Below are 13,408 nucleotides of genomic sequence, written 5' to 3' on the forward strand. Positions count from 1 at the left end.
AAATGAAATTGATGTTATACTAATAGTAATATAAAAATGAAAGCGTTCTACTTATGTTGTATCATACTTCAAAAATAGCAGAATGAGTATATTTTTGTAATCTCGTATGTTGCAGATCATGTGAATCTTTCGCCGGAAACATTTTGCCCTGATTGGAAACCTTAACTTGCTCCTCATGCAAAGAAATAAAGTTATCGCCGTATTTGTTTATTTTACCTCAGGTATACATAATTCTTGGTTTTCATTTACATATAAATGCTAATCTTCTTAATGATGAACAAATGAATATAGATTCATGGATTCATTTTGTTTTTGAGATATTACGAGGAGGAATCATTGTGAAATTATCCAAAAGAGTATTACCAGCGGTAGCGCTGACTCTGGCTGTATCGGCTTCTACTCTCTTGTCCGCCGGACAAGCAAGTGCCGTTCAAGCTGTAAGTGTGGAGAAAAAACAAATCAAGAATATCATCTTCCTCATTGGGGATGGCATGGGGACCTCTTATACTTCAGCCTACCGTTATATGAAAGATGATCCTTCGACAAAGGGCATGGACAAAACCGTATTCGACCCTTATCTTGTTGGGGCACAAATGACCTATCCGGATGATGATAAACAAAATGTAACGGATTCCGCTTCCGCAGCAACGGCTATGTCGGCGGGCGTGAAAACATACAATGCGGCCATTGCGGTTGACCCTGAGCAGAAGGAAGTCAAAACGGTACTTGAGCAGGCCAAAGAAAACGGCAAGTCCACGGGACTCGTGGCTACATCGGAGATCACTCATGCCACACCAGCTGCATTTGGTGCCCATGATATCAGTCGAAAAAATATGGATGCAATTGCCGACGATTATTATGATGAGTTGATTAATGGCAAGCATAAGGTGGATGTACTTCTGGGTGGAGGGAAATCCAATTTTGTACGCGAGGGTCGTGACCTGACGAAGGAGTTCCAGAAGGCCGGATTCAGTTATGTGACGGATCGTTCCTCTCTCCTTGCCGATAAGAATCAACAAGTGCTTGGACTGTTTGCGGACGGAGGTCTGGACAAGTTGATTGATCGTACTGCTGCAACTCCATCATTGGCTGAGATGACCAATACAGCGATTGATCGCCTCAGTTCGAACGACAAAGGATTCTTTCTAATGGTCGAAGGCAGCCAGATCGACTGGGCAGGACATGATAATGATATCGTTGGTGCGATGAGTGAAATGGAAGATTTCGCAGCAGCATTTCAGGCAGCTATTGATTTTGCCAAAAAAGACGGTGAAACACTTGTCGTAGCTACTGCCGACCACTCCACAGGTGGACTTACGCTTGGAAAAGACGGAGAGTACAACTTCTTCGTAGACCCGATCAAAGCTGCACTGCGCACACCTGACTTCATGGCATCAAAAATTGCGAAAGGTGCTTCGGTTGAAGAAACACTGAAAAGTTATCTCAAACTGGAGTTGAAACCTGAAGACATTCAATCGGTGAACGAAGCAGCCAAAAGTGCGGATGTAACAAAGATTGATAATGCTATTGAAGCGATTATTGATAACCGTTCATTTACCGGCTGGACAACAGGTGGACATACAGGTGAAGATGTTCCGGTCTATGCCTACGGTCCGGCAAGTCATCGCTTCGCCGGTTTGATCGACAACACAGATAATGCCAAGATCATATTTGATATTCTCAGCAAGCACCAGTAATTCGACAATAATTCAGTAGTTTACGATCATCCCTTCTCTTCTTTCATCCGAAGAGAAGGGATTTTTTTCATAAAATCCTTATTGATATGCCATTTAGTGTCCATTCACTTCGAGTAAGGCGTACGATGCCAGACGGATGCAAGAGCATGCCTGTTCCGAATTTGCTGATATGCATTATATCCCATGGATTTGGTTACCTTATACAAAACCGCTTGCATTGAAGGGAGAGAAATCCGATAAATGCAGTTAACGATTGGTTAAGGCAGATTAGCCACAATTATATTCTCATTGTCATTGCTGCAGTGCTCTTTTTTGCAGTTAAAGCCGTCATTGGATTCTATACGTACAAGCATTATGATAAAAAATTGGATGCACTGACAGATAAGGTGGATCGCCTTCTGGAGGAGAAGACAACGGAGTGATGCAGCTTATTGTGAGCTATAGAAGTAACAAGCTTTGGAGGAGAATTGCATGTTAGGAAACATTCTGTTGGGTATGGTCATTCCCATTATATTGGGTGTATGGATTCTGCGTCGGAACTTTACAATCCTTATTCTATATTATCCACTTGGTGTGGCTATTTCAGCATCCATCAACAATATCGGGTTTAATTACTTCTGGAATATTCTTCCGAATACTCATAATCAATCCTTGGCTGCTCTTCCAATGGATCTGGGGGTCTATCCGATTGCCGGCTGTTTGATGATGTATGCCATTATAGTCAAAGGTGCCGGGCCATGGTTGGCGATCCTAGTTGCATCATTGTCGCTGACAGTCATTGAATGGTTTGCCAAAATGATGGGGCATGTCATTTATTTTAATGGATGGAACATTATTGGGACCTTTTTGTCATACCTCCTGCCATTTTTTCTTGCTTATGGTTACAGTAAACTATTGAGGTATACGAAGTGAAGTTTCACTGAAGCTTTCGACTAATAAGGTGGGACAGATGATATGCGTTAACGCTGATGGGCATACGTGCATATCTTAACTCATATTGGTCTTGGAGGGATTCGTAATGTATGTGGCATATCCTTATGGTTACAGGTATACTTTTACTCCGGTATGGGCAACATCATCAGTCGAAGCACTTGAATTAATCAAAACGGCTGTACAGGGAGAACGAAACGATGAGATGTTCTATGATTCCCTGATTCAGTTGTCACCCGATGCCAATCAGGCTACCATCATCACGAGCATCCGCAATGATGAACGCGGACATAATCAAATGTTCCGCCAAATGTACAAGGATCTGACAGGTCAGGAGATTTCGGGCGTAAACAGTGAGCCAGTTGAGACGGTCACCTCTTATCTCGGCGGACTGCAAAAGGCGTTTCAGGGTGAATTGGCCGCCGTGGAAAAGTATAGAAAAATATGGTTTGGTCTCCCGTATGGCATATATAAAGACACGGTGTGGGGAATCATCCTGGACGAACAGAAACATGCCGATAAATATAACAATCTGATTACCTACAATTTGCCGAGATAGTCATGTATGGGATAAATAACACGCGTATTTTTTAATGATGAACAATTGAAATCAACGAAAAACCAGTGAATGAGTAAAGCTCACTGGTTTTTTTGCTTTGCCGAGTCGCTCTTTTATAATCCTGAGTTTAAATGCACTCTTCCAACGTATCAGGTTCCACATGAACGTGAACGGTGTATACGTCATGTTCCTCAATTAACTCGTTCTCCACGTCTGTACAGATATCGTGTGCTTGTTGAAGATCCAGCTCAGCATCAACTGTTATGACAACGTCTACTACAACGTTATTGCCATAGTTCCGCGCTCTCACGTCTTTAACTGTCTCTACGCTGTCAATTCCGGCAATCGTTTTTTTGTACTCCTGAATCAGTTCAACATCAAAACCATCCGTCAGATGATGTGTGGCTTCCTTGAAAATGTCCCAAGCGGTCTTGCAGATCAGGAAACCTACAATGACAGCCGTTACAGGGTCCAGCCATGGGAGGCCGAACTGGGAACCCGCGATCCCAATGACCGTACCGGTGCTCACCCAGGCATCGGAGATATTATCTCGAGCTGCAGCCATGACTGCCTGACTTTTAATACGAGTAGCAAGTCTCTTGTTATAGCGATAGACCAGATACATGATAACTGCGCAGAAAATGCCTGTGTACCCAGCGATGATATCCGGAGATTCATGTTTACCCTGAAACACAGAACCAATGGCTTGAAACAGTACTTGTAAACCTACTGCCATCATAATGAAAGAAGCAACAAGTGACGCAACGGTCTCTGCTCTCCAGTGACCATATGTATGATCTGTGTCGGCTGGGCGTTGGGCAAGCTTCAAACCGATCAGTACAGCTATTGAGGCCACAATATCGGTGGCATTGTTTAATCCATCCGCCTTGAGCGCTTCTGATCCGGCCATATTGCCAACGATCAGTTTTAATACGGTCAAACATATGTAGGCGATAATGCTGATGATAGCTCCGCGCTCCCCCAGCTTTAGATTATCGTATTTAAGTTGATCCACATGATATCCTCCTGCAATCTTCAATTCAAGCACGTGTATGATGGTACCATTGAAGATTTGTGTGGGTCTAGAGAAACGTTTTGAGTGTGACGAAACATAATCTGAACGCGGCAATTTTTTTACAAGAATCCAAAAAAGTTGGATTTGGCAAACTTAAGTGATTAATGGGTGGTAAGAGGAAGGTGGCCGACTGCCTTCCCTTGTAACCACACTTTCTTGCACTTAGACATAAAGAGCCGAATGGATCGTTTTGATCCACTCGGCTCTTAGCATTATTTTACAATCATTTGTATAACATCACTTACCGTTGTTCCACTTTCATTCATAAATCACTGCCCTCAATCAGAAAGTGTCGGTTCACCTTGCACCTCATTGGCAAGCAGCTCCGAATCATCAGAATGCCGTTCGAACATAACCGCGTCAACCCTCGTATAGATCATATCCGCAGGAAGCGTTGGAGGGTCTACCGTTGTAGGTGTAACTCTGGTTAACCGGACATACTCGCTGCCGTCACCCGTAAAGTCGAACGTTCCCAGATTAACCCAACCCGATGAGCCGACTGTTGCATCTATATAGGTGATCTCGGTACCCGTTTTATGTTTCACTTCCACTTTGACATTGTTATCGTTTGCGGTCGTATGGACGAGTTTATAGATCGAGACCGTATATTTCCCCTCTGGGAACTGGCCTTTCCACGTTGCTGATGAGCCTTGAACTGTTGAATAGCGGGATTTAACCCCAATTTTGTATCCGGCTAAATTGCTTTGGCTCCACGACCCTTCTGTCGTGTATAACCCCGTTGTATTTGTACTATCGACGATAACCGTTAGGTCCCTGATCGAGATGTTCAAAGGTGGTGTGGTTAAGGTCACTCCGTCAATCGTAACAGTAGCCCATACCTCAATGTGATCCGTGTTCCCATCGAGATTAAGAAGAGTCAACAACCCACTGCTATTCACTTCGGCCAGATCCGTACGATCAACGAAATACTGCACATCGGCCTGTGTTAGATCACCGACCAAACCGTTATCCAAATAACCGGTTACGGTCAGTTGTGCGGTTTGAGTCATCTGCAGTTCGTTCCGATCGGACAGGATCACAGCAGACTCCAATTGCGGTACCCTGTTTGGGTCCACCCACATGATTGCATCGGCAACGACTCTGGACTTGTTGGCCTTATTGGTTAGTTCCACGTACCCGCTATCGCCTGCAGCAAAAGGATAATCCCCCAGGTGCACCCAAGTACCATTCGCCGTTGTCGCATCAACAGTAACCGTATCGGAGCCTCCGCTATAATAAACGGTAAACGAGGCATTTGTTGCCCAATTTTCACTCGCAGTGGTGATTTGCGGAATCTTGTAATACACACTGTAAGTGACACTTTCCGGCAGCTCAGGCCGCCATCTCATTTTGCTTGTCGCTGTGCCGGTCGTAGATTTGGCATACACGTAGTTATCATAATAATAATCGTTAGCTGTCGTATCCCTTATCCAGACCCCTTCTGTCTCCGCCTCCGTATTATCCACGATGATGGTTGAACTATCCTGCCCATCGGGTTGGAGTGGAGTTTCCGATACCTGATCCGGCAGATAGAGTGTCCGTTTACGGGTCTGTTTCCCCTCCGATTCCACGTAATACGTGAAGGTTTGGGATAGATCATTCACCCGTATCGACCATTCCATCGGATATATCGTATCTGGGATGGTCGTGTACGTGGCCCCGCCATCCAAGGAATAATGGATTGTCGCTGGTTTCGTCGTTTTGGCCTGCACATAAGCATCATAGACCGTTTCGTCGGGCTTAACCATCAGCATGCCTTTGACCGCATCGATTGGACTGTGGATGTCGAAAAAATAGCTTGCATCCGATGTATCAGCCGTTCTGACCTGATGCAGCGGCACATTAATGTTAAGTCCTTCTACAATGATCGCGGTGATGCCCTTGCCTGAAACCGTGGCTTGAATGATTCCGCCACTCATAACTGCTTGCTCTGGTGTACCATTGTCGCGGACGATCGTTACGGTGTAGTCCTGTGCCGGGTTGAATCCAATGATATGTTCATTCAATTCAATTGGAGTCTGAACTTCTTCTGAAGATGCGTTGCTTAACCCGATGTAGAATTTATCCCTGCTCTCACCCGTTATCCAATTCAATTGAGGATGATTGGTCTTAATAATCCCCTTGGGCATCCAGAGCCAAACGTCCGAATTACCATAAAATTGCCCTGGTTTATTCCCATAGAGATGATATTTAAACCATAAAAAATTCGTTTCAAAAACGGAAGGAAACGTAATACTCCCGTTTGATTTCAACGATTGTTCGCTGATCAAATAATCCATCGTTTGCCCGAGCTGCCCCGGGATATGGTGATAATAGATGGATGTAGCCCCGCTTGGGCCTTCCAGAGGAAAATCCGGTTCAAGTTGGCTAACGGCGAAGCCTTTATAGTAATAACCTGGATAACTGGAATATCGTCCAATAACCGCATTATGAGCAATATCCTGCAGCAGTTCATCCCCCGTATAGAGCGACAATCTCAGCATGAATGGAGCTTCCTGAGCATTCATCCGATAATAACCGGTTGTACTTCCTGCTTCAAATGTCAATCCGCTCGGTGAAACAAGCCAACGCTCCGCTTGAACACCTCCGGCTATATCTTCGGGAAGCTTGAGCCTAGGATATTGAAATTTACCACTTTCCGGCCAATGGAACGACTCCGCATAATTATACGTCTCAGGCTGAGGAATCGTAACGTTACCTTCAGGAACCGGGCGAGCAACAAACATGGTTGCATACCGTTTGGCTTCCTTATAAGCGGCATTCAAGTATTTGGGATCCTGCGTTTCCTCATATAACTCCAAGATCTCCATCCACAGCTTGCTATAATAATAAATGAACTCATTTTTACTCACATCGATGGATGCAGGCGTATCGATATGTTGCGTGATATAACTATCGGCTGCATCTTTCGCAGCTTGCAAATACTGCGCCTCTCCCGTCATACGATACATCATCAGGGGCTGAATGACAGGCCCGCGGTCTTTCTGATCCGGGTCACGTACGAGGTATTCTTCCTGTGCCAGCGCCCCAATACCAGCTGTAGTGCCCATCATCTGGTGAACAGCGGTGACACTTGAAACATCAAACGGCAGAGTAGCCATTTTCCATAACGAAGGCACACCGTATACTTTTTTCTGCGTTGGCGACCAACCGATACCGTTTCGCGATACGCCATACTGGACGGACGGCAGTGCTCTCGTATCGTATAGCTGGTCATCTCCAGTCAAATAGTAAGCCCCCAAAAGAACCGCATTTGAGCTTGTTCGGACGCTATCCTCGTTTTCGATATCGATAAAACCCTTGGCACGGCTCCACCACCCGCTGGGTGACGGAACATAATTAACAGAGTCGTCTCCTTGCGGCTCAATCTTAAGCAAATCGATCATATTAAACATCGCGTCAGTAAGCGACTCTGACACATTTTCGCGGTATGCTGAATAATCGTACTCATTGCGAAGAATATCCGCGTAGGACTCATACAGATTGCTTTTTTGAGCGATTAGCCCCATATGAAATTGATAGGTACTTTCTGCGGTCATTTGCGAATAAGTCCCTAATTGAGGCGCATACAGGATGGGCTGCACGCTGCCTTCGTTGTTGACCAGGCTCATGCCAAGCCGTTGTTTTGTAACACCTCCCGTCGGTTCAAATTCAACCGGAAGCTCTGCCGAAGGTACAAATACGCCATACGTCAATGGATTTCCTGAACCATCATTTTTCTCAACCAGGCTCATCGGAGCGCTCAGCTCTCTTAAACTTGTTGATTCCACCGTACCTACCATTTTGGCATGTGACCTGAATCCATTTAACACTTCATTGATGCCTGAGACTGCCTCTGTTGTGAAGGACTGATATCCAATCACATAATTGCCGTCGCGGCGAGGTGTAAAGGCAAAAGAAACATCTGGTTTATCCCCTGCCATGGACCAGTTCACTTCAAAATCGTAATCACTGCCATGCGTAGAATCGGTTAATACCGCCGTCTGGCTGTCTGGAAAATGGACCCCGTCGAATGTAATCCAGCGTTTGTTCATCGTATCGTAGTAATTGGTTCGGCTGCCCGCATTCCCATCCAATAAAACCCATTGCTCCTCAAGTCTTTCCGATTCATTATTGATTGGGACCCAGTTCCCTGTCTCCGTGTTTTTGTAGAACATGTCACGAACGATGGATTTGCCCCCATCCCATGCCGCTTCATAAAAGGTCGCCTTATAGTTATCATTTTCGATGCTGCCTTTCTCTGTGTAACTGAGATTCGCTAAGGTACGGCTTCTTAACGGGGAGAGCGGTGGTGCTTGTTGTCGGATATTCCCCTCGAACTTGACTGCATCAGCCCGCGTAATAATTGTACCCGTAGAAGGCTGCGTTCGAGTCAGCCTGACAAATTCGCTATCATCACCACTAAACTCATACTCCCCCAGATCCACCCATCCAACCGATGGACCTGACGAAGGTCTAAGATCCATAAACTTAACATCCGTAATCCCGTTATGAACAATCTCAATTTTCACATTACTATCTGCTTTATCCGCCCAATCCAGCTTATAGAACGATATTCTCGCCGTCCCTGCTTCCAAGCGTGGATTCCAGGTGATGCTTCTACCTACAGCGTCTGTAAATTTGGAACTGGAATTATTGTATCCCTTCACTCCTGCACTTGTCGTCCAATAAGGAGCGGAGAACCCGTTACTGACGTTGCCTGAATCAACCGTAACGACATGATCAATTGTGAGGCTCCCATCATCAATGATGATTGTCTTATGTGGCTCTTTCTGCGTTATATTCCCTTCGAACTTGACCGCATCCGCGCGCGTAAGGATCGTGTTTGTGGTGCCGGTAGACCGGGTCAATTGAACAAATTCTTCACCAACTCCAGAAAAATAGTACTCTCCCAAATCAACCCACCCTGCTGGAGCACCAGATGAGGGTCTTAGATCCATATAGACTACATCCGTTGTTCCATTATGAACAATCTCGATTTTTACATTGCTATCAGCCTTATCCGCCCAATCCAGCTTATAGAACGATATTTTCGCCGTTCCTGCTTCCAAGCGTGGATTCCATGTTATCGTTCTGCCTGCTGTACTCGTATATTTGGTGCTGGAAAGATCATACCCCTTCACCCCTGTGCTTGTAGTCCAATTTGGAGCCACATATCCATTGTTCTCATTACCCGCATCAAGTGTCACAACATCATTGATCTTGATACTCCCGTCATCGATGATAATCGTCTGATAAGGTAAGGTCTCCGCATAAGCGGTCCTTGTTCCGATCAGGCTGGAAGGAACTACGACCGTCAACATGAAAACGATGAAGAAAAACAGCTTCCTTTTGACCATACAATTCACAGCCTCTCCTTAAAATGATAACGCTTCCATAAATGCATTGCCTTTTGCTCAAATGATTGTAAAAAAGCAATTAACCTTCCCCTTCTGTCTAATTCCGCTCTGTCGTTTTTATCTTAGCATGTTACATGACGGTGAAATTTCTTTCATTTTAAGAATTTCTTATACGATTTTAAGTAAAAAAAGAAACCTACATCCTAATTGATTGCTCAGTTGCAGTCAGATAGAATATAGGTCTTCCAAGTGTTCCAAGAGGACTAATCAATTATAAAGGCGGCTGCACCAATAACAACTTTCCAAGCTGAATGACGGTTTGATCATACCAAGCTGGATGCTGCCGAACATGTTCCATACCTCGTTCATTGCCACTTGCCTCAAACACGACAGCTTTGTCTGTCTTCTCGTGACCGATCTCGAAGCGAACCGTATGTTTCCCATTTGGTAGCTCCGGCAAGAAAACATATTGATTTCGATTATGATCGTTATAGGGTGTGAATCGATCAACAAGGAAGGGTTCCCCTCCATCCACCGACACCTTCAATCGGCCAGAATCCGGCCCCCCGATATCAAATAAGCCGATGTGGGTTCCCTCAAACTCCACTGTGATCGTCTCTCCGGCATCAACTGCTCGCCATAGACCGGGGAACAACCAATCGTACTCACGCACTAAAGGAAAATCATCAGGGGTCATGTAAGACCACCCTGCGGAAAAATGAGTAAGACGATCCAGTGGCAGCATGGTTGCATACTCCCAAGGATTGGACGGGACCAAGGGGTCCTGCGGCAAGTGATGTTCGACTTTTCCCACGTGATCACGAAGTTCTCTGATTTTCTCAAACGACCGGGTGATTGTATCTGTGTAAATCTGATGTCCTTTGGGGATCGTTGGATGGATCGAATCATGCGTGAAAATAACTGCTCCGGGGATGGATACGTCTGCCCTTGAAGTAAAAATAAGCTTTCCATCCGAAACCAATTGACTGACCGCTACGCCCAGATGAATCGAAGGAATGCCGTAATAGTCGGCGACTTCCTCTTGCATAAGAGCGCTCTTCTGGTATTCGCCGGATTGAAATGAGATCAAATCCCGCTCCTTAACCGTATATACAAACAGGATATCGGTAAACCGGCTCCTCTTGCGAATCTGTCGGACAATGCCTTCGATCCGCGCTTTGGATTCGGGAACTCCGCCATCGTTGCCAACAAATTCAACAAACACAAGATCAGGCTGATGACTCAGTACATCTGTCTCCAAACGGGCGCAGCCGAGGTCCGATCCTGTCCCATCAATGCCTGCATTCACAGAGCGGATATCCGCATTGGGATATTGCCCCCGCAGCCAATCCGCCGTCATGACCCTGTATCCTTTCGAACGTGTATTACTGCCGCCAAAATAAACGATGGTCACGGTTTCCCCATTTTCCAACTTCTGAATGACATTAGGCAGCCCTCTCCGAGGAAAAAATTCCTTCATTGTGACTTCACCGCCCTCACTTAGCGTTATTAGGAGCAAAAAGTTTTACAGCAAACACTTCATAATAAGGCGAACCATACGTTGCACAGAAATCAAACCGGATTTGGGTTACAGCTTGTGCATGCACCTGATGTTTATTCAACGAAAGATAATTCCCACGGACTTTAGTTACACTCTCGGTCCCGTCTTCTAAAGTTAAGGTCACATCATAATCTTGAATTAATGGTTCGATTGGATCGTCGAAATGCTCCAAATTCAGCTGCGAATTGAAAACAAGGTGGATTTCATCCAGATTCTTGGGGCTTGCAAAACCAAATTCCAACCATTCCTGTCCTTCCGTACGTTCCGAAATCCAGCTGTTCGGCAAACCATAAGGTCTGGAAAAACCGTTGACGACATTTGCGGGATTATACATATCCTGGAATGGTATCAGGTCTTTGAAGCAAATGCTCTTATTAAGTTTCTTCAGCCTGGCAGGCTCTTCCGGTCTATAAAGGAAGCTAACCGCTCCAGTCATTTTCTCTTCATTGCTGTGTACAGTGAGGTCCGCCGTACCTTCCAATACGATGTAGATTTTGTCGTCTTCTGGCTTCTTACAGCTGAGGTCCAGTGTAATCCAGTCATCGTGACCCGCTGAAATCACCAAGTTGTAGCCCTTCAGCTCGCTGGTGGGAATATAGTTTTCCTTCCGATCACCGCCATACAGCTTCACTTGCAGCGTTTCCGAATGCTCGGAACTATTTTTAATTTTGATCTGCACGCTCTCAACCACAGATGTCTGAATCGGCAAGACCAAACATAACGCTTTGTCCAAGGATGCCTCTTCGGTTGGACGAAGATGTTCATAGCTTCGCTGAGATGAGGCACGAATCGTTAATCCGTCTGCGAAATAAGGATCTAACGGCTCTTGGAGGCCTACAATCGTTTGCCCGTCTCGAAGCAGCTGCGCCTGTAGCTCACCCATATGGGCTTTGACTATAGCCGCGGGGTCTGTCTCATATTTTGCGCATAATGCAGCAGCCGTTCCTACCGCCTGCCCCATACAACCACAGGTTGCCATGACCCTTGTAGACCCAAAGGCCACATGAGTAGCGCTTATATTACGGCCAGCGAACATGAGATTAGGAATATTGCGTGAAAATAAGCTGCGGAAAGGGATATTATACAATCCCGGCACAAAATTCCACGCTGTAGCCGGACCCTCATCGTAGATGCCTTTATTCGCATGCAGATCCATATACCAGCCTCCGACGGATACCGCATCTTCGAAATGAGTCTTTGTTGTAAGATCATTCTGAGACAGCATGTGTTCCCCTATAAACCGCCTCGACTCCCGTTTTCCCGGAATCGGGCATACATAATCCAGGATGAGATTGTCTACATCATCAAACTCACCGCTATTTTTGATATAATCCCAGATCCCGTACACCAATTTACGCAGTTCCAATGCGATGTCTTCATTATTTTTGATAATGTCCATATGTCCGCCGTATTCCAGCCACCACAATCCGCCAAGCCCGTTGATTTTCCTTGGAAAAGACCGATGGTTTAATCCTTTTCTGATACTATCAAAAAACTCCAGCTTCGTAATATCATACGCAAAACCTGGCCTTTTGTAAGGAACGGAATAGTCTACGTCACGGGCTTGAAACAGAATCGTATCACCCATGGTGTAATGATCCGCCACTTCTGGAGCGAGCTCCTCCTGGTATTCATGCTTCGCCTCTCTTCCCCATCGGAAGTGAGCACCTGCTTGATATCCAACAATTCCATCACCCGAGCAATCGATATAGGTTGGGCTTTCAAAACGGAATTTTCTTTCGGAAGCTAATTGAAGGCCCTCCACCCATTGTATTCTGCCGTTCTCCATGCCCGTTTCGTGTACACATGTATTGAGAAATAGAGAAATGTTGGGCTCATCATAAACCATGTCGAGCAAGACCGTATCCGAAAGTGAAAGCATAAGCTTTTTGTTATATAACGGATTGCAATGAAAGATTTTCAGTTTGAGTTCTTCTACCAACCCGCCCTCACGAGCATAGTAGGATGGACTATTTCCGAGATATGCCGACCCGTTGATATGAACTCTGACCTCGCTGCTCGCATTTCCACCCAGAACTGGCCGATCATTGATAAGTGAAACCAGGAGTCCTTGGCGTGCGGCAGCAATGGCAGCACATATCCCGGCAATTCCTCCACCTATGACGGTTACATCTGCTTTCATAAGCTCCATTTTGATAACCTCCATGATTAGATGCTCCTATCATGGTAATGGTTTTGGCCCCTTTTTTTTTACAGGATTTCGCGAAAAAATCATACATTTTTTGT

At 45.5% G+C, this 13,408-nt stretch carries 7 protein-coding genes; 3 read left to right on the forward strand and 4 right to left on the reverse strand.

Annotated elements, in window-relative coordinates:
* The first annotated feature begins 335 nt into the window (after positions 1-335).
* The 3 genes from ACDJ59_RS10110 (at position 336) to ACDJ59_RS10120 (ending at position 3,186) form a co-directional block, all read left to right on the forward strand.
* Complete coding sequence (locus ACDJ59_RS10110) at positions 336-1,697, forward strand: alkaline phosphatase (RefSeq protein WP_413409766.1); 1,362 nt, start codon at positions 336-338, stop codon at positions 1,695-1,697.
* Between the two features lie 471 nt (positions 1,698-2,168).
* On the forward strand, positions 2,169-2,609 hold the full coding sequence (locus ACDJ59_RS10115; RefSeq protein ID WP_413408698.1) for a hypothetical protein: 441 nt from the start codon (positions 2,169-2,171) through the stop codon (positions 2,607-2,609).
* A 106-nt stretch (positions 2,610-2,715) separates the two neighbouring features.
* On the forward strand, positions 2,716-3,186 hold the full coding sequence (locus ACDJ59_RS10120; protein WP_413408699.1) for a ferritin-like domain-containing protein: 471 nt from the start codon (positions 2,716-2,718) through the stop codon (positions 3,184-3,186).
* Between the two features lie 127 nt (positions 3,187-3,313).
* Here the strand turns inward: ACDJ59_RS10120 and ACDJ59_RS10125 are convergent, their stop codons facing one another.
* From ACDJ59_RS10125 to ACDJ59_RS10140, 4 genes are all read right to left on the reverse strand, one after another.
* Entirely contained in the window at positions 3,314-4,201 is an 888-nt protein-coding gene (locus ACDJ59_RS10125) for a cation diffusion facilitator family transporter (RefSeq protein ID WP_413408700.1), read from the reverse strand.
* Positions 4,202-4,539: 338 nt separating this feature from the next.
* The gene (locus ACDJ59_RS10130) at positions 4,540-9,564 is read right to left on the reverse strand and encodes a hypothetical protein (RefSeq protein WP_413408702.1); all 5,025 of its coding nucleotides are present in this window, start codon (positions 9,562-9,564) and stop codon (positions 4,540-4,542) included.
* 307 nt (positions 9,565-9,871) lie between these two features.
* Positions 9,872-11,080, reverse strand: a complete 1,209-nt coding sequence (locus tag ACDJ59_RS10135; RefSeq protein ID WP_413408704.1) for a GDSL-type esterase/lipase family protein — start codon at positions 11,078-11,080, stop codon at positions 9,872-9,874.
* A gap of 16 nt (positions 11,081-11,096) precedes the next feature.
* On the reverse strand, positions 11,097-13,328 hold the full coding sequence (locus ACDJ59_RS10140; protein ID WP_413408705.1) for an FAD-dependent oxidoreductase: 2,232 nt from the start codon (positions 13,326-13,328) through the stop codon (positions 11,097-11,099).
* Positions 13,329-13,408 lie beyond the last annotated feature (80 nt).

This window comes from Paenibacillus amylolyticus, from assembly GCF_047302515.1.
GTDB classification, from domain to species: domain Bacteria; phylum Bacillota; class Bacilli; order Paenibacillales; family Paenibacillaceae; genus Paenibacillus; species Paenibacillus amylolyticus_G.